Genomic DNA, 17,562 nt, shown 5'->3' on the forward strand with positions numbered 1-17,562 from the left:
AGCACCCCATGGAGGAGCTGCGCTGGCACCCACGCCGAGAAACAGCTGTTCCGCTAGAGAGCTGCGCGCCAATTTCCGACTAAATCAACAAAATCCGCCAATTATGGTCGTTCTCGGGAGGTGCGCCGGTGCTCCAAAGCTGTCATTGGTAGGCTTAGCCGTGACGGGCCGGGTTGGGTGGATTTCTGCCGGCCTGCTTGCGGCCGTGGGACGCGGATACTGGACCTTCACCATACGGCGAGACTTGGCCAAAACCGGACGGTCAGCTTTTAGGAAGCTCAACAGCGAAAGCGGGCTAGGCGTCACGTGGCGGCTGGGCAATTGTCGACGTGAATTGACCATGGAACGCCAGATGCGCAATTCTAACGTTGTGCAAGTGCTAAACCCGGGTAGCCGTTGTTGCTCCTCACCTAATCATCCTCATTGCTGATCCACGAAGCATATGCTTCGACTGGCAAAGCGGCCCGCAACGCATCCGGTACTATTAAATCTTACACCTCGGTCTGCATCGGTTCCACATCGAGGATAACAAATGCGATGAGAGTGCTTGGCCCGCACCGGAGCGAAGCGCTTCTAGAACCTCCCAGTCCATACGAAATTTTTCGAGAATAAGCGCGAGCTCGTCGATAATCGGTGCTTGGACGACGGCTGGCCCGCTAATTGCTCGCTACCGCACCATGATAGCGAGGCTAGCGTGAAAATACTGGTGGCGGACCGCGATGGGCGTTATGCCGGGGAGCTTTTGACCCAATTGAAGGCGCTGGATGATGCCTTTACGGTCATTCTGGCGGCTGAGGGCGAGAATTTGCTCGATGCCGTGCGGCGCCTGGCGCCGGATGTGGTGATTGTGGATATGGCGCGGCCGGACCGCGATGGGCTGGATTCCGTGCGTGCTTTGAACGCTCAGCAAATGCTTCCGGTGGTAATGTTTGTCGACGTAGATGATCCGGCTTTCATGGAAGAGGCGATCGCGGCGGGGGTAAGTTCATACCATGTGGGTGGCGTGGCGGTACCCGCCATCAAGCCGATTCTGCGCGCGGCGACAGCGGTGTTTCAACGGATGCGCGGCCTGCGGGACCGGCTGTACGAGGCCGAGGAGCAGATTGAGGCGCGGCAAGCGATTGAGGCCGCCAAACGGCTATTAATGGTGCAGGATAAAATGAGTGAGCCGGCGGCACACCGGTTTTTGCAGCGCCGCGCCATGGACCAGCAGAAAAAACTGGCGGAGGTGGCGGCAAGCCTGCTGCGGGACCGTAAAAATAGCCGCGAAATAGGAGGGGCGTGATGAGTATCATCCGATTGGGGCTGCTGCGGTTATGCGATGCGGCGCCCGTCATTCTGGCGGATCATGAGGAAATGTTCGCCTCAAACGGCGTGCGGGTAACGCTCTCGGTGGAGCCATCCTGGGCAAATATTGCTGATAAATTGAGCTATGGTTTTTTGGAAGGCGCGGTGATGCTGCCGCCGCTGGCGATGGCCTGCGCGGCGGGCTTGCGAGGCCGCAAGACTGATCTGGTAGTGCCGATGAGTCTCAGCGCCAACGGCAATGCGGTGACGTTGGCGGCCGATTTGCAACCGGCGTTCCTGACCGGCGGTATTGCCGGCATCGTGGCGCGGCGGCGGTTGCGGCTGGCGGTGGTGCACGGGTTTTCCACCCATGATTTGCTGCTGCGCTACTGGCTGGCGGCGTGCGGCGTTGATCCGGTCTCGCAGGTGGAAATCACCGTGCTGCCGCCGGCTGAAATGGTCAGCAGTCTGGCCGCCAACGCCATTGACGGCTTTTGCGCGGGCGCCCCTTGGGGGCAGGTGGCGAGCCATTCCAGGCTGGGGTTTATTGCGGTTCATTCCAGGGATATTTGGCACGATCACCCGGAGAAATGCCTGACATTGCGGGCGGACCTCGCCGAACGTGACCCGGCGGGCGTGACGGCAATTTTGAAAACGTTGCGCCGTGCCGGAGCATTATGCGCGGCGGCGGATAAGCGCAGCGCCCTGGCGGCTTTGCTGGGGCAAGCCGAGTACCTGGATTTGCCGGGTGAGTTGATCGAACCCGCTTTGGACCCGGCGGCAGGCGGGCCACTTTTCACTGCGCAATATCCGGATATTGAGCATGCCAAATGGTTCGCAGCCCAGATGACGCGCTGGCACCATGTGCCGCCGGGCAGCTTGGATCAGATGGCGTCACTGTACCGGCCGGACCTGTTCATTGCGGCCGGCGGTGTGGCGCCGGAAGGCCGAGATGAAGTGTTTTGCGATGTGCGCGCATGACCATATTTTGGCGTATATATGATTAATTATTGTGCTACACGCATATAAATTACTCTTAAAATAAAATTAAATGCAAAATTGCCGCTTTAATTGGCTGATTTGCACCTTGGCACATAAATTGCTGCACCGCATTTAGATAGCGGATGCTGTCTGCGCGGCAGTCAAGGACGATTGCCGGTGCGAAAAGGGGGTTTCCCCAACCTTATCTGCGCGGGCCAAGGGACGGTTCGCACATGGTGACGCCAGCGGGCGCACCGCGGAGTTTTCGACATGTCCCTTTCGGGTGATAAAAGCTTTTTAAAGTCCGGTCATTTGCCGACTTTGTTCGCCGCTTTTCTGTATTTTGATGCCAGCTTCATGTGCTGGGTGTTGCTTGGGCCGCTGGGGATTCAAATCTCCAAGGCGCTCAGCCTGGACCCGGCCCATAAGGGGCTGATGGTGGCGGTGCCGGTGCTGGCCGGCGCCGTTATCCGTATTTTGAATGGCGTTTTGGTGGACCATTTCGGTGCCAAGCGGACCGGCATCGGGGCGCAGTTGGTGGTTATTTTGGGTTTGGCTGCCGCCTGGTTCTTCGGCGTGCCGAGCTATGATGCAGTTCTGCTGCTGGGCGTGGTGCTGGGGATCGCAGGTGCCTCCTTTGCCATTGCATTGCCGATGGCTTCGCGCTGGTATCCGCCACAGCATCAGGGCAAGGCCCTGGGTCTGGCAGGTGCGGGCAATTCCGGCACCGTGCTGGCGGCTTTGTTTGCCCCGGCACTTGGGCTTTATTTCGGCTGGGTAAACGTGTTTGGCCTGACCGCCCTGGCGATGTGCGTGGTGCTTGCCGTGTTCATCGTGCTCGCGAAAGAGGCGCCGATCCAACCGCCTAAGCAATCCTTGTCTGGCTACCTGAAGGTTTTGGCAATCGCGGATACCTGGTGGTTCATGCTCTTCTACGCGGTCACGTTCGGCGGGTTCGTTGGGCTGGCTTCCTCGCTCAGCATTTATTTCCATGCGCAATATGGCCTGGAACCGGTGCAGGCCGGCTATGCGACGGCGGCTTGCGTATTCACCGGCTCGATGTTTCGCCCGATCGGCGGCTGGCTGGCTGACAAGGTTGGCGGCATCAGGGCCCTTTCGGTGCTGTATGTTCTGGCGGCGGCCATGCTGGTGTTGGTCAGCGTTGGTTTGCCAAGCCTATGGATGGCGCTGGGAGCTTTCGTGGTGGCCATGCTGGCGCTTGGCACCGGTAACGGTGCAGTGTTCCAGCTGGTGCCGGTGCGCTTTGGCCGCGAGATCGGCGTGATGACCGGTCTGGTTGGCTTTGCCGGCGGTCTTGGCGGCTTCTACCTCGCCTCCTCGCTCGGTTTTTCCAAGCAATGGACTGGCTCTTATCAGGCAGGCTTCTTGATTTTCGCAGGCCTCGCCTTGGTCGCCTTTATCGGCATTAACATTGTCAAAAAGAGCTGGCGCGCCAGCTTCTCCAAAGGTGTGACCGATATGGACAAAGTTCGCATCTAACGGACCCGGATGCAGGGGACGTATGTCCCCTGCAATCCTCCCAAGCAATTTTTCGAAGGAATGACGGCGATGAATAGGATGAGCAGCGCGCGCAAGAAGCTGGTGGTGATCGGTAACGGCATGGCGGGCATGCGGACCGTAGAAGAGATTTTACAGCGCGCACCGGGACTATTTGAGATCACCGTGTTCGGCGCCGAGCCGCAGCCGAATTACGACCGCATCATGCTCTCGCCGCTGCTGGCAGGCGATAAGAGCTTTGCGCAGATCGTTCTCAATAGCCTCGAATGGTATGAGGCCAACAATATTCATTTGATCGCCGGTGAGGCAGTGGTGAGCATCGACCGAGATGCAAAACTGGTGATCGGTGAAGCGGAGACCACCCGCCCTTATGATTTACTGTTGCTCGCGACAGGCTCGAACCCATTTGTGCTGCCGCTACCGGGCGTTGACCGTCCGGGTGTGATGACGTTCCGCTCGGTCGCGGATGTGGAGCAGATGCTGAGCATCGCGGCGCCGGGTAAAAATGCGGTGGTGATCGGCGGCGGACTGCTGGGGCTGGAAGCAGCACATGGTTTGAACCTGCGCGGAATGAATGTGAGCGTGGTGCATTTAATGCCGACGCTGATGGAGCGGCAGTTGGACGCTTCGGCAGCGCATCTGCTGGAGCGTAAGCTCGCGGCGCGCGGCATGAATATTTATACCAGCGCCAATACCGAACTATTCGATGGCGATGGCGAAGACGGCCCGGTGCGTGCGGTGGTATTGAAAGACGGGCAGCGCATCGAGACCGATCTGGTGGTGATGGCCGTTGGCATCCGCCCGAACGCAATCCTCGCTAAATCGGCCGGGCTGGCCACCGACCGTGGCGTGCTGGTTGATGACGCGATGCGCACATCCGACCCCGCGATTTTCGCAATCGGCGAATGCGTCGAGCATAACAAGCAATGTTATGGCTTGGTGGCGCCGATTTGGGATATGGCGAAGGTTGCCGCCGACCATATTTGCGGCGTGGCTGAGCCGGTTTTCACGCCGGTGGCTGCTGGCACCAGGCTGAAAGTCTCCGGCATCGAGATGTTTTCCGCCGGCGCCTTCATAGGGGATAAATCCACCGAGGATGTGGTGCTGCGCGATGCGGCACGTGGCATATATAAACGCCTGGTATTGCGCGACGACCGGTTGGTCGGCGTGGTGTGTTTTGGCGACGCCCGCGATGCCGGCTGGTATTTTGAACTGCTGAAAAATGCCGAGCCACTCGAGGAATTACGCGATACGATGATTTTCGGCCCGGTCATGGAATCGAGCGATCCGGATAACGCGCTCGCAGCGATGGCCGACAGTGCCGAGATTTGCGGCTGCAATGGCGTTAAAAAATCCACCATATGCAAGGCGATCGCCGAGCACGGCCTAAGTAGTATTGACGATGTGCGGGCGCGCACCAAGGCTTCTGCGTCTTGTGGGTCATGCACCGGTTTGGTGGAAGGGCTGTTAAAATTATCGCTGGGCGCTGGATACGCGCCGGATGCGGTGAAGCCAATGTGCAAATGCACCGCCCATGGCCATGATGAAGTGCGGCGGCGGATAAAAGGCGGCGCATTAAAAACCATCCCGGCCGTGATGCAGGCGCTGGAATGGAAAACCCCGAATGGCTGTGGTTCATGCCGGCCAGCTTTGAATTTTTACCTTCTCGCCGCTTGGCCCGGTGAATATGTTGATGATACGCAGTCGCGCTTTGTGAATGAACGGATGCACGCCAATATCCAGAAGGATGGCACGTATTCGGTGGTGCCGCGCATGTGGGGCGGTACCACGAGTGCCAAAGAACTGCGTGCGATCGCCGATGTGGTGGACAAATTTAATATCCCCGCGGTGAAGGTCACCGGCGGCCAGCGCATCGATATGCTGGGCATAAAGAAGGAAGATCTCCGCGCCGTCTGGCAGGATTTGAACGCGGCGGGTCTGGTCTCCGGCCATGCCTACGGCAAGGCGTTACGGACGGTGAAAACCTGCGTCGGTTCTGAATGGTGCCGTTTTGGTGTGCAGGATTCCACTGCCATGGGTGTGGCGCTGGAGAAAACCACCTGGGGCTCTTGGCATCCGCATAAGGTAAAGCTGGCAGTGTCCGGCTGCCCGCGCAATTGCGCGGAGGCCACCATCAAGGATTTCGGTGTGGTCGCCACCGAAGCCGGTTGGGATTTGCATGTCGGCGGCAATGGCGGCATCAAAGTCCGCGCCACGGAGTTACTGTGCAAAGTCACCACTGAAGAGGAGGTGATGGAATATGCCTGTGCCTTCCTGCAACTCTACCGTATGGAAGCGCATTATCTGGAGCGCACCGCGCCGTGGCTGGAGCGGGTCGGTCTGAAATATGTGCAGGAGAAAATCGTCGAGAATGCTGAACTGCGTTTGTCGCTGTTTAAGGATTTCATGCACGCGCAAACATTCGCGCAAACCGATCCTTGGGCCGAGCAAGCGGTAAACGAACAAGCGGGCAAAAAATTCAACGCGATGGCGGAGCTGGTATGATGGACGGAATGCGGGCTGTTCGGGACTTTATTGATATCGGCGCGCTGGAAGAGATTCCGCGCCTGGGTGCACGCAGCGTGAAAACCGCCATGGGTGATATTGCAGTGTTCCGCACAGCACATGACACGGTGTACGCACTGCGTGACCAGTGCCCGCACAAGGCCGGCCCGTTAAGCCAGGGGATTGTGCATGGTGATGCCGTCACCTGCCCGCTGCATGGCTGGGTCATTTCCCTGCAGACCGGCAATGCGATGGGGCTTGATACTGGTTGCACGCCGCGTTTCGCGGTGAAGGTTGAACATGGCCGCGTACTGCTGGCAGTGGGTGTAATTGCGTGAAAACCACCTGCCCTTATTGCGGTGTCGGCTGCGGTGTTGATGTGAAAGACGGCACTACATCCGGCGATCTTTCACACCCCGCCAATGCCGGCCGGCTCTGCATAAAAGGCGCAACGCTCGCTGCCACACTCGATGATAGCAACCGGCTGCTGGTACCTACCGTTGGTGGGAAACAAGTCGCGTGGGACCAGGCTCTCGATACCATCGCTGAAAAATTCTCATCGGTCATCGCCGCGCACGGACCTGATGCGGTGGCGATCTATGGTTCCGGCCAGTTCCTTACAGAGGATTATTACGTTGCCAACAAATTGATGAAAGGCTTTATTGGCTCCGCGAATATCGACACCAACTCGCGCCTCTGCATGGCCTCCACGGTCGCCGGCCATGTCCGGGCCTTTGGCGAAGATGTCGTGCCGGGCTGCTATGATGATATCGATGAAGCCGACCTGCTGGTACTCGTCGGTTCCAACACCGCCTGGTGCCATCCGGTATTATTTGAACGTGCTCTGGCGGCACGTGCGGCGCGCGGCACAAAAATCATTGTCATCGACCCTAGGCGCACGGCGACCGCAGCGCTGGCGGATTTGCATTTACCTGTCCGCCCAGATGCCGATGTGGGTCTATTCCTTAAACTCCTCACCGCCATCGAGGAGCGCGGATATGTCGATGAAGCTTACGTCGCTTTACACACGCAAGGTTTCGCCGGCGCCCTGCGCGCCGCGCACGAGACTGCATCAGACGCTGCCGAACTGGGGTTGACCGAAGCTGACCTCGAATCATTTCTGCACCTATTCTGCACCACGCCGCGTTGCGTGACGTTATTCAGCCAGGGTGTGAACCAATCCACCAGCGGCACCGACAAGGTCAACGCCATCATCAACGTGCATCTGGCCACTGGGCGCATCGGCAAGCCAGGCATGGGACCGTTTTCACTCACAGGCCAGCCGAACGCGATGGGTGGCCGCGAAGTTGGCGGGTTGGCAAATCAGTTGGCCGCGCATTTGCGATTTGACGACCCGGTAGACCGCGCATTGCTAAAATCATTCTGGTCCAGCAACCGGCTACCGCGCAAACCCGGCTTCAAAGCCATTGAGATGTTCGACGCAGTATTATCAGGCCGCATCAAAGCCATCTGGATTGCCGCCACCAACCCCGCCGAAAGCCTGCCGCGCTCAGCACGCGTGCGCGCCGCTCTGGAGGCCTGCCCGTTCGTGGTTGTATCCGATTGCTGGCCCACCGAAACCACGCGGCTTGCCAACGTGACTCTCCCTGCCGCTGGCTGGTCGGAAAAGGATGGCACGGTGACAAATTCCGAACGATGCATCTCCCGCCAGCGCGCCTTCCGCACTGCCCCTGGTGAGGCCAAGCCGGATTGGTGGATATTCACGCAAGTTGCCCAGCGCATGGGTTTTGCAAACCAGTTCGCCTACACTAAACCCGCCGATATTTTTCGCGAACATGCCCGTCTATCAGGCTATGGCAATAACGCCACCAAATTGTTCAACATCGCGCAACATCAGAGCATCAGCGATGGTGATTACGAACTGCTGCAACCTTTCACCTGGGGTGCCAAACGTTTCTTCGCTGACGGCAAATTCCCAACGCCTCAAGGCCTTGCTAATTTCGCAGCAATCATCGCCGGCACGCCGAAAAAACGCGACGCATCCTTCCCCTTCATCCTCAACACGGGGCGGCTGCGCGACCAATGGCATACCATGACCCGCACCGGATTCGTGCCCACACTCATGGAAAGTGCGGCGGCGCCAAGTTTCTCAATCTCTGACGCCGATGCCGCGAAGTATGCGTTAATACCCGGTGACCTGGTGCGCGTGACCACCCGCCACGGCAGTGAAGTTTTGCCGGCAGCCATTTCAAACACCCAGCGTGAGAGCGAAATTTTTGCTGCCATGCATTGGACGCAAACGCATAACGCCACCGGCAACATCAACCAGCTGGTGGGCCCGGCGCGCGACCCGTATTCCGGCCAGCCGGCATCGAAGTTTGAACATGCCGCGATAGAGAAAATCCCCGCATTCTGGCATGGCATTTTACAAACGCATAAACTTACGCAACCCTCCGGACAGTTCTACGCATCGCGCGTGCCGCTCGCGGGCGGTATGCACCGCTTCACCATGGCGGGTTGGAAGCCGCTCTCATTTGGTGGAGAACTTTCAGATTGGGCCGCCCGCCTGTGCGGTGCCGATGCCGACGCCGAACGCATCGAAATGCTCGATGCTGGCCGTGGAACCTACCGGCTCGGCATTTTGCAGGATCATCGTCTGCTGGCCTGTTTGTTTTTAGCACCGCACAACAATCTGCTGCCAGGTAACCAGGCGCTGGCCGAATTATTCAGCGTTCCCAACTGGCAAACCAACCGCATCGGCATTCTGATGGCGAGCGCCAAACCTGCCGCCGAATCAGGCCCAGTTGTCTGCGTTTGCCACCGTGTTACCGAAGCCACCATCCGCACCGCCATCAAAGAGAAGCGTCTCACGGACATTGCCGGCATCGGCCACGCTTTGAAGGCGGGCTCCCATTGCGGCTCATGCAAGGGTGAGCTCGCCACGATTTTACAATCGCAAACCACGCAGGAGTTAGTGACATGAGCCGCGTATTTCTCATCGGCGCAGGGCCCGGCGATCCGGAATTATTGACGCTCAAAGCATTGCGTCTGCTGCAGGCGGCGGAAGTGGTGCTGTATGACAGCCTTGTCGACCCGCGCATCATCGCTATGGCATCACCCGCTGCGCGGCTCATCGATGTGGGCAAACGCTGCGGCAAACATTCAGCCTCCCAAAGCGAAATTTGCGCGTTGCTGCTTGCTGAAGCGCGCGCCGGCTATCTCGTGGTACGCCTGAAAGGTGGCGACCCAATGGTATTCGGCCGCGCCACTGAGGAGATGGACGCTCTGCGCGCGCATGGCGTGGCGTTTGAAATCGTGCCGGGAATCACCGCCGCCACTGCCGCCGCCGCGACGCTCGAACTTTCATTGACCAAACGCGGCGTGGCCCGCTCACTGCATTTCCTCACCGGCCATGGCGCGGATGGGGGCTTACCGGCACATGACTGGGTATCGCTCACCAAATCCGGCGGCACATTGGTGGTCTATATGGGAAGCAAAACGTTGGGCGGCATGGCGGCACATTTCATCGAAGCCGGCATGGAGCCGGACATGCCTGCCATCGCCATCGAAAATGCCAGCCTCGCCCATCAGAAATCAATATCCGGCACCATCGCAATGTTGCCGCGGCTTGTTGAGAACGAAGCGCTGGCGGGTCCGGTTTTGATCATGATCGGCGAAGCTATGCGCAAAACCAACGATAAAACACAAGTTTCCGGCGATGCTACTAGGGCCGACTCCTATGGTATTAGAAAACAGGCCGCTTTCGAGAAAATATTTGCTTCATAAGAAAGACCGCATTGATGAGGGGCGTTGCTGCCGGGACGGGGTGAGGTTGAATGTCCGCTCCGGAGATCACCTCCAGGACCAACCTACGCCCGACTTGGGTCGATACCCGCCGACTCACTTACCGGCCAACAATGTCCGCTTACCTAAATTCCTGATCCAGAGCCGTCAGTCCGCTCACGGCCAACCTCGGACAAAACCCTTGCTGTTCCTCGCCGCTATGCTAGCTTTTAAGCCCTTTTTGACCGGAGCTCTTTCGCATGCCGAGTCGCGTTGCCCTATATGCCCGTTATTCATCTGATCTCCAGCGGGACGCATCGATCGAGGACCAGCTGCGTATCTGCCGCGAGCATGCGGCTCGTCATGGCTGGACAGTCGTGGACAGTTATACCGACCGGGCAATCTCGGGCGCCTCAATGCGGCGACCTGGCATCCAAGACCTTATCACGGACGCTGCTTCGGGCCGCTTCGACATAATTCTGACCGAGGCGATGGACCGAATCTCCCGCGACCAAGAGGATATCGCTGGCTTCTATAAGCGAATGGAGTTCGCGGGGATCAAGCTAGTGACAATCTCGGAGGGCGAGCTTGGCGCTATGCATATCGGCCTTAAAGGCACGATGAATGCCCTGTACTTGAAAGACCTTGCCCAAAAGACCCATCGCGGGCTTCAAGGCAAAATCCAGGCTGGCAAATCGGCCGGCGGCAATGCTTACGGCTATCGCGTGGTCCGCGGGTTCAGGGGGGATGGAACGCCAATCCCTGGAGACCGCGAGATAATCCCCGAAGAAGCTGAGATTGTCCGCCGTATTTTTCGTGATTTCTCAAACGGGCTATCACCGCGCGCCATAGCGCATGCGCTTAATAAGGAGGGCATACCCGGCCCCAGCGGTGTTGGGTGGGGACAAAGCACGATTAACGGCAATGCCGAGCGTGGGACCGGCATCCTGAACAATGAGCTGTATATCGGCCGCCTTGTGTGGAACCGGCTGCGTTATATTAAGGCACCGAATACGGGCAAACGGATATCCCGACCCAATCCTCCCAAAGACTGGGTCATCACCGACGTTCCAGCCCTCCGAATCATCGATGACGAACTTTGGCAGGCTGTTAAGACCAAACAAAACATCGCACGCAGAATCTCTTCGACTTCGACAACTCCCACCGATGCTAAGGCTCCCAAAGCGGGCTTCTGGTTACACCAGCGCCCCAAACACCTTCTCACCGGCCTGATGCGCTGTGGGCAGTGCGGGGGCGGATATGTTAAGATCAGCGCCACCATGTTCGGCTGCGCTGCTGCGCGCAATAAAGGCACCTGTGAGAACCGGCTAAATATCCGGGCTGATCATCTGGATGAGATCGTCCTCACCGGCCTCCAAGACCGCCTGATGAACCCAGATGTCTTTAAAGAATTCATGGACGCATTTATCGCCGAGCGTAACACCGTAATCGCCCAACAGAATGCACACTTCACGGCAGCAGAAGCAGAGCTGAGCCGGGTCAAATCACGTCAAAAGGTTTTGGTGCAGGCGCTCATGGACGGCATGCCGGCCCGGACGGTGAAGGACGAGATGATCGCACTGGAAGCCCGCGAGGATGACCTAAAGGCCCTGCTCGCAGCTCGGCCCGTCAGCGAACCCAGCCTGCATCCGAACCTTGCGAATATTTACCGTGACAAGGTTGCCGTTCTTCATAAGGCTCTCGGCGACCCGCCTCTGAAGGACGAAGCTTTCAACGCCATCCGCACATTAATCGAAGAGATCCGGCTGATCCCCGAGAACGGTGAACTCCACGTAGAGATCCGCGGCGCGTTGGCTGGAATCCTGGCTCTATGTGCGTCACACAAAAAAACCGCCGGCATTGGCACGGGCGGTTTGGTAAGTGTTCTTGCATCGCAAATGAAGTTGGTTGCGGGGGCACGATTTGAACGTGCGGCCTTCAGGTTATGAGCCTGACGATGATTAAATTTTCTCAAGTAATTTCTTTGGATTTTTCAAATTAAAATTTCACTACCCTTAATAATACACTTAAAAATCACCTTTCGTTCCGACTTCCACCAAAAAATGCCCTAATAGGGTGTGCCGAGTAAGACAAACTGTCTGTATCGGCGGACAGGCGGTCTCGTGCTCGCTCTGTTTCAAGGATAGGGACGTGGCATCAGATGTGAATTTCACTGGTGGTTTCGGAAGAATAGCGCTGACGATCGTTGGACAGCGTGTCGATCAATGGACAGGCAGTGTTGTCGCCCTCCGCGCAACGCGTGACAAGCGCGTTGAGAACCGCTTGCATCGTCGTCAGATCGGAGATTTTCGCCGCAATGTCGTCGAGGTGGCGCAGAGTGATCGATTGCACCTTCTCACAGGCGTCCCCATTCCCTTCCGCGAGTGCGAGCAGACCGCGCACTTCGTTGAGCGAAAAGCCGAGTTCCCGCGCCCGACGGATAAAGGTAATCCGCGCGACATCCCGATCATCATAGACTCGCCGTCCGCCTTCGCTGCGTCGTGCTCGCGGCAGAACGCCTGCCTTCTCATAGAACCGGATGGTCTCGATGCCACAACCGCTCCGCCCCGCGACAATACCAATCGGGATTTCGCCCCCGGCCGACGCCGCTGCCGGTCCGAAATTCGACGAATACTTTTCTTCCGCGGTCATCGAAATACCTCTTGCTCCTGTAGTTACTCCAGAACCTATATCCCGATAAGTCGATCGGGCCAATGCCGTGGTCGTGCTGCGGATCGGTGATCCGAAAGCCGTATTTACGAAAGGATAGATGCATGGAGATGATATCGCTGCAGGTTACCGGAATGACGTGTGAACATTGCGCGCGGACCGTCGAGGCAGCGCTGAACCGGATGCCTGGCATCAATGCTTCAGTTTCATACGACCCGGGTATCGCCGAGATCAGGAACGACGCTGGTCTCGAGATCGGGGCTCTGAGGACAGCATTAGAGCCGGGCGGCTACGGACTGGAACCTCTGACCGAGCCGGTATCACCAGACCGTGTCAGGGATCCGGGCAGCGGTTGGCATGTCGCGATCATCGGCAGCGGCGGCGCGGCATTCGCTGCGGCCATCCGCGCAGCCGAGACCGGAGCGCGGGTAACTATGATCGAACGTAGTGCCGTGATTGGCGGCACCTGCGTCAATGTCGGCTGTGTTCCCTCCAAGATCATGCTTCGAGCCGCCGAAATCCGCCACGATCAGGCTCATCATCCGTTCGACGGCATCTTCCGCAGCGCTGAACCTATCGAGCGAGCAGCGCTGCTCGCCCAGTTACGTGGTCAGGTCGATGCATTGCGAGGCGCGAAATACGAGTCAATCATCGCCGGTAATCCAAACATCACCTTGCTGTACGGCGAGGCGCGATTCGAGGACGCACGCACGCTTGTCATAACTGGCGCCGCGGGCACGGCGAACCGTCTGGTACCCGACCGGATACTGGTGGCGACGGGAGCCGCACCAATCATCCCTACGATTCCTGGCCTCGCGGAGACTCCGTACTGGACTTCCACCGAGGCACTATTCGCAGAAACACTGCCGGCTAGCTTGGCCGTGATCGGATCATCTTTCGTGGCGCTTGAATTGGCCCAAGCCTATCGGCGACTTGGAGCTAAGGTTACAGTTTTGGTGCGCTCCACCCTGCTCACGCGCAATGACCCGGAGCTTGGCGCTGGATTGCAGGCGGCACTTGAGGCCGAAGGAGTCCATATCCTTACCGGAACTGAACCCCGGCAGATCGCATATCATGATGGCCGCTTTACCATAACGCTCGCCTCAGGACCGATCGAGGCAGAGCGTTTGCTGATCGCGACCGGAAGGCGGCCTAACACGGCCGATCTTAACCTTGATAGCGCCGGAGTGAGCACAGATTCGACAGGCGCCATCGTGGTTGACGATCATCTCCGGACCTCCGCCAGCTATATCTACGCGGCGGGCGATTGCAGCACGATGCCGCAACTCGTCTACGTCGCGGCCGCAGCGGGAACGCGTGCAGCGATCAATATGACTGGTGGCGACGCGCGGCTCGACCTGTCGATCGTGCCATCGGTGATCTTCACCGATCCTGCGGTGGCAACCGTCGGGCTCGACGAAGCTCAGGCGGGCGAGGCCGGGATTGAGATCATCACCCGCCGTCTCGACCTTAAAAACGTACCACGCGCCCTGGCCAATTTCAACACCAGGGGGTTTGTTAAACTGGTTGCCGAGGCCGGTTCGCACCGATTGATTGGCGCCCAAATCCTTGCCCACAACGCTGGAGAAATGATCCAGACAGCGGCGCTCGCCATTCGATATCGAATGACCGTGCAAGAACTTGGTGACACGCTTTTCCCGTATCTCGTGATGGCAGAGGGCATCAAGCTCGCAGCTCAAACTTTTACCAAGGACGTATCGCAGCTCTCCTGCTGTGCCGGTTAACCAACGCGTTGTAAAAGGATTTTACCATGATCAAATCTCTGATTTCAAATCATCTCCTCCCGCATCGGATGGCGCTCCTCACCGGACTGCTAGTCTTGCCAGCAATGGCCCTCGCCTCGCCCTCCGGCGAGATGGGGCCGAAGAACGCGCAGAGCACAGCAGATCAATCGGCGCCGGCCGCATCGTTCATCAGCGATGGCAAGACCGTGACACTGGATACATTTAACGGGCATCCGGTCATGATCTGGCAGGTCGCGACCTGGTGCGGCAGCTGCCGGGCGGGGTTGCGCACCTTCGCGCATGAGAAGGCGCTGATCGACAAATCGAATATCCGGGTAATTGTTCTGCGCGATTACAAAAATGGCGGCTATCCTGGTATTGGCATCACAAAATTTGCGGAGCAGACGGCACCGAGCCTCATACACGACCCCCATTTCGTCTTTGGCGATGATACTAAGGCGCTCTATACGCTCTACAATCCACATCATTATGTCGATGTCTATGATCTCATCGGCGCGGACGGCGAAATCAAGACTGTCTCGTCCACACCTTCGGCGACGTTCGACAAGATAAAGGCTTTCATTACGTCGGAACCAAAATCATGATGGCGGCAACAATGCAGGATATCGTCAAGGTGCCCGTTGCGATCCGGTTTGCGTTGGCGGATCGGCGAGCGCGGATCTGGGGCACTACGACCTTCCTGATTGGTCTTGGCGTTTATCTGCTTGTTCTGCCAGCAACCGATACAGGCGGTACAATCGGACTGGTCTCACTGCGTTTTCTCACCTTCGGCGAGGTTGGCATTGCTCTGACAATGGCAATCTTGGTTGGCCTGACAACTGCGCTCGGAATCTACGGGCTGAGGCAGGGCGTGCCCGTTACATCCGGCAAGACGATTCTAGGCGCGATTGTCGCGATCCTGCCCACGCTTCTTTGCTGCTCGCCAATTCTGCCCCTAGGAATCGCAGCGATCGCCTCGGTATTGCCGGCGGCAGGGGCACTGGGCCTGCCGATCCAAGGTTTCATCGCCACGCACGAAGCTTGGATCTATGCAATCGCAATTGCCTTCATGGCCTGGGGTCTCTACGCCAACGCACGACGCGCGCTTTACTGCGCATGCTGATGGATAAGCAAAACTTTGAAGTAGGAGACAAGCCTCCCTTCCTGGAGCAGGCAATCCGCCTTCTCGGGGTTAATCTTACCGGTATCGACATATTGCTCGCGTTGCAGGGCGAAATTGCGATCAATTATTAGACTTTGTTGGACCCCGAATACGATTATGGGAATGACACCCGACCAAAATGAGCCGTCTGATCAGGTTAATTGTTTTGCAAACATCCAATTGAATTATTGTCTGCGAGTTAAATTTTAAAATTCTCTAATTTCAGAAAAAGAGCTTCCGAGCATAGGAAGCCGATTGTGGCGATGACTTCAAGAAGTTGCCTCGCGCAATATCCTTTCCCACCTTGTTAAAGCTATTTTGATCGAGGAAATGCGTTGGAGGCTCAGATTTTGTTTTGCTCATACCCATTAAACAAATTCCGAGACCGGACATAATTGCGCAGGGTAAAAAAGATAGAATGATTGGTGCAAGACCAATGGCTATTAGCCAGTGCCATCCGCCGCCATAGGCTAATACGCCAAATCCAACGGCTGATAATCCAATGATTACGCCTGTCCGTTCCATTAACTAGGACTGAATACGAGGCCGGCCGGATTTTGAGTTCGAGTTTGGTGAGGGTGAGCAATAGATCATTGTAAATCCTCGGTTTGGTTTTAAACTACGGTGCGGCCACCGCTTTTCGAAAAAAGGTGATGGATGATGTGCTGCTCCAATCAGCAGCACCGGCGAGACTGCCAATTTGGAGCCCTTCCGGGTTGATAAGATAACTGGCTGGGATACCAGCCAAATTTAAGTTGTCCATGGCATTGCCAGAGATATTCAAATAGATGCCGAGATGTTTTATCCTAATTTCTTGATAGAATTGCTGCACAGCAGCTAATCCACCCGCGTCGACGGATAGTGGCACAACCTGAAAATGCGCGCTACCAAGCTTTGCCTGCAAGCGGTCAAGAGTCGGCATTTCTTCGCGGCATGGTCCACACCAGGTCGCCCAGATATTCAGAAGAATAAATTTACCTTTGAAATCTTTAAGGGTGATCGGTTTTCCGGCAGCTGTCGTAAATTTTAATGATGGCATTGCCATTGGTGCCATTTGATCCATTTGCGGATCAGGCAATTCCTGTGCTTTCGCAATCTGGCTTGCTCCTATGGCAAAAGGGGGCGCCAGTAAAGCCGTTCGCAACAGGTTCCGGCGTGGCATTGTCTTGCGCTCGATCATAGGTTTATTTGGGCTTTCAGGAGTGAAGTTAGCTGAGCAACAGTTATGGTAAACGGAAACAGGTTTAGAAATTTTCCATCCGGACCCATAAGGTAGATATATGTCGAGTGGCTAATCACACTCGCACCGGATGCTTCGAGATCATTCGTATTGAACGCCACAGCATATTCATGGGCCACGCCGGCGATCTGCGCGTTGCTGCCCGTGAGACCGATTAAACTGGTTCCAAATTTTAGAAGATACTTTTGCAAAACAGGCGATGTGTCATGCGTTGGGTCAACCGTGACAAAAATGGGTGCGATACGCTTCGCCAACGGCCCTAATGAATTCATGACTACGGCCATTTTTTGTAATGTCAGGGGACATTCATCAGGACAATGGCTATAGCCGAAAAACACCAGCATATATTTACCGTGATAAGTGGCCTCGGAAACCTGTTGACCAAGCTGGTTTGTAAGTTGGAATGGCCCACCGATTGGCGCACCAGGTGGAATACCAGAATTGGTTGTCGTGGCCATCTGTCCACCGCTCTCTGAACCAGCTAATGGCGCTGATAAGTATTCTTGACCAAACTTAAGAAGCGACGGATCAATCGCCACAATGCTGATGATCACGGCAAGTGCGAGGCAAATACCGATCCCAAGATTTCGGATAATTCTCATAGTGGCCTTGCCTGCCCCTCGTAAAGATAAGTATGCGTCCGTGGCCCAGGTATTCGGTGATGATGCAATATCTGGACATCGAACCCTGCATTGGTGATGAGTGCGTCA

At 56.9% G+C, this 17,562-nt stretch carries 16 protein-coding genes; 12 read left to right on the plus strand and 4 right to left on the minus strand.

Translation table 11 applies throughout. From position 1 onward, the window contains the following. Positions 1-694: 694 nt before the first annotated feature. The 8 genes from B7Z76_RS13775 to B7Z76_RS13810 all read left to right on the plus strand — a co-directional run bounded on the left by B7Z76_RS13775 (position 695) and on the right by B7Z76_RS13810 (position 11,984). Positions 695-1,285, plus strand: a complete 591-nt coding sequence (locus B7Z76_RS13775) for an ANTAR domain-containing response regulator (protein WP_291344620.1) — start codon at positions 695-697, stop codon at positions 1,283-1,285. Next, positions 1,285-2,268: a CmpA/NrtA family ABC transporter substrate-binding protein gene (locus tag B7Z76_RS13780; RefSeq protein ID WP_291344621.1), complete on the plus strand. Its 984-nt coding sequence runs from the start codon at positions 1,285-1,287 to the stop codon at positions 2,266-2,268. Before B7Z76_RS13775 ends, B7Z76_RS13780 begins: the two co-directional genes overlap by 1 nt. A 270-nt stretch (positions 2,269-2,538) precedes the next feature. Next, positions 2,539-3,768: a NarK/NasA family nitrate transporter gene (locus B7Z76_RS13785; RefSeq protein ID WP_291344623.1), complete on the plus strand. Its 1,230-nt coding sequence runs from the start codon at positions 2,539-2,541 to the stop codon at positions 3,766-3,768. A gap of 69 nt (positions 3,769-3,837) precedes the next feature. Next, entirely contained in the window at positions 3,838-6,291 is a 2,454-nt protein-coding gene (gene nirB, locus B7Z76_RS13790; protein WP_291344646.1) for a nitrite reductase large subunit NirB, read from the plus strand. Beyond that, on the plus strand, positions 6,291-6,629 hold the full coding sequence (gene nirD / locus B7Z76_RS13795) for a nitrite reductase small subunit NirD (RefSeq protein ID WP_291344648.1): 339 nt from the start codon (positions 6,291-6,293) through the stop codon (positions 6,627-6,629). Before nirB ends, nirD begins: the two co-directional genes overlap by 1 nt. Beyond that, on the plus strand, positions 6,626-9,235 hold the full coding sequence (locus B7Z76_RS13800; RefSeq protein ID WP_291344625.1) for a nitrate reductase: 2,610 nt from the start codon (positions 6,626-6,628) through the stop codon (positions 9,233-9,235). The genes nirD and B7Z76_RS13800 overlap by 4 nt, the downstream gene beginning before the upstream one ends. Continuing rightward, entirely contained in the window at positions 9,232-10,038 is an 807-nt protein-coding gene (gene cobA / locus B7Z76_RS13805; RefSeq protein WP_291344627.1) for a uroporphyrinogen-III C-methyltransferase, read from the plus strand. The genes B7Z76_RS13800 and cobA overlap by 4 nt, the downstream gene beginning before the upstream one ends. Positions 10,039-10,295: 257 nt before the next feature. Further along, complete coding sequence (locus tag B7Z76_RS13810) at positions 10,296-11,984, plus strand: recombinase family protein (RefSeq protein ID WP_291344629.1); 1,689 nt, start codon at positions 10,296-10,298, stop codon at positions 11,982-11,984. A gap of 208 nt (positions 11,985-12,192) precedes the next feature. Here B7Z76_RS13810 and B7Z76_RS13815 read toward each other — a convergent pair whose 3' ends face one another. Next, a complete protein-coding gene (locus B7Z76_RS13815) occupies positions 12,193-12,687 on the minus strand; it encodes a helix-turn-helix domain-containing protein (RefSeq protein ID WP_291344631.1) in 495 nt (164 codons plus the stop codon). Positions 12,688-12,815: 128 nt separating this feature from the next. Between B7Z76_RS13815 and merA the strand changes: the two genes are divergently transcribed. Genes merA through B7Z76_RS13835 form a run of 4 tightly spaced genes read left to right on the plus strand, consistent with a single transcriptional unit; the run spans position 12,816 to position 15,704 of the window. Continuing rightward, the gene (gene merA / locus B7Z76_RS13820) at positions 12,816-14,450 is read left to right on the plus strand and encodes a mercury(II) reductase (RefSeq protein ID WP_291344649.1); all 1,635 of its coding nucleotides are present in this window, start codon (positions 12,816-12,818) and stop codon (positions 14,448-14,450) included. A 26-nt stretch (positions 14,451-14,476) separates the two neighbouring features. Beyond that, positions 14,477-15,055 (plus strand): redoxin family protein, encoded by a 579-nt coding sequence (locus B7Z76_RS13825; RefSeq protein WP_291344633.1) that lies wholly within the window; start codon positions 14,477-14,479, stop codon positions 15,053-15,055. 11 nt (positions 15,056-15,066) lie between these two features. Then, positions 15,067-15,573: a hypothetical protein gene (locus B7Z76_RS13830; protein ID WP_291344635.1), complete on the plus strand. Its 507-nt coding sequence runs from the start codon at positions 15,067-15,069 to the stop codon at positions 15,571-15,573. Next, a complete protein-coding gene (locus tag B7Z76_RS13835; protein ID WP_291344638.1) occupies positions 15,567-15,704 on the plus strand; it encodes a hypothetical protein in 138 nt (45 codons plus the stop codon). Before B7Z76_RS13830 ends, B7Z76_RS13835 begins: the two co-directional genes overlap by 7 nt. A gap of 130 nt (positions 15,705-15,834) precedes the next feature. Here B7Z76_RS13835 and B7Z76_RS13840 read toward each other — a convergent pair whose 3' ends face one another. The 3 genes from B7Z76_RS13840 to B7Z76_RS13850 all read right to left on the minus strand — a co-directional run bounded on the left by B7Z76_RS13840 (position 15,835) and on the right by B7Z76_RS13850 (position 17,406). After that, entirely contained in the window at positions 15,835-16,137 is a 303-nt protein-coding gene (locus B7Z76_RS13840) for a hypothetical protein (protein WP_291344640.1), read from the minus strand. Between the two features lie 94 nt (positions 16,138-16,231). Continuing rightward, positions 16,232-16,792, minus strand: coding sequence for a TlpA disulfide reductase family protein (locus B7Z76_RS13845; protein WP_291344642.1), 561 nt, complete (start codon positions 16,790-16,792; stop codon positions 16,232-16,234). Next, positions 16,789-17,406, minus strand: coding sequence for an SCO family protein (locus B7Z76_RS13850; protein WP_291344644.1), 618 nt, complete (start codon positions 17,404-17,406; stop codon positions 16,789-16,791). Before B7Z76_RS13850 ends, B7Z76_RS13845 begins: the two co-directional genes overlap by 4 nt. Between the last annotated feature and the right edge of the window lie 156 nt (positions 17,407-17,562).

The organism is Acidiphilium sp. 20-67-58 (assembly GCF_002255515.1).
Classification (GTDB): Bacteria; Pseudomonadota; Alphaproteobacteria; order Acetobacterales; family Acetobacteraceae; genus Acidiphilium.

Bases quoted from the DNA above. Each gene is read 5' to 3' on its own strand.
- B7Z76_RS13780 (WP_291344621.1), top strand. From the start codon at position 1,285: ATGAGTATCATCCGATTGGGGCTGCTGCGGTTATGCGATGCGGCGCCC.
- B7Z76_RS13785 (WP_291344623.1), top strand. From the start codon at position 2,539: ATGTCCCTTTCGGGTGATAAAAGCTTTTTAAAGTCCGGTCATTTGCCG.
- nirB (WP_291344646.1), top strand. From the start codon at position 3,838: ATGAATAGGATGAGCAGCGCGCGCAAGAAGCTGGTGGTGATCGGTAAC.
- nirD (WP_291344648.1), top strand. From the start codon at position 6,291: ATGGACGGAATGCGGGCTGTTCGGGACTTTATTGATATCGGCGCGCTG.
- cobA (WP_291344627.1), top strand. From the start codon at position 9,232: ATGAGCCGCGTATTTCTCATCGGCGCAGGGCCCGGCGATCCGGAATTA.
- B7Z76_RS13810 (WP_291344629.1), top strand. From the start codon at position 10,296: ATGCCGAGTCGCGTTGCCCTATATGCCCGTTATTCATCTGATCTCCAG.
- B7Z76_RS13815 (WP_291344631.1), bottom strand. From the start codon at position 12,687: ATGACCGCGGAAGAAAAGTATTCGTCGAATTTCGGACCGGCAGCGGCG.
- merA (WP_291344649.1), top strand. From the start codon at position 12,816: ATGATATCGCTGCAGGTTACCGGAATGACGTGTGAACATTGCGCGCGG.
- B7Z76_RS13825 (WP_291344633.1), top strand. From the start codon at position 14,477: ATGATCAAATCTCTGATTTCAAATCATCTCCTCCCGCATCGGATGGCG.
- B7Z76_RS13830 (WP_291344635.1), top strand. From the start codon at position 15,067: ATGCAGGATATCGTCAAGGTGCCCGTTGCGATCCGGTTTGCGTTGGCG.
- B7Z76_RS13835 (WP_291344638.1), top strand. From the start codon at position 15,567: ATGCTGATGGATAAGCAAAACTTTGAAGTAGGAGACAAGCCTCCCTTC.
- B7Z76_RS13840 (WP_291344640.1), bottom strand. From the start codon at position 16,137: ATGGAACGGACAGGCGTAATCATTGGATTATCAGCCGTTGGATTTGGC.
- B7Z76_RS13845 (WP_291344642.1), bottom strand. From the start codon at position 16,792: ATGATCGAGCGCAAGACAATGCCACGCCGGAACCTGTTGCGAACGGCT.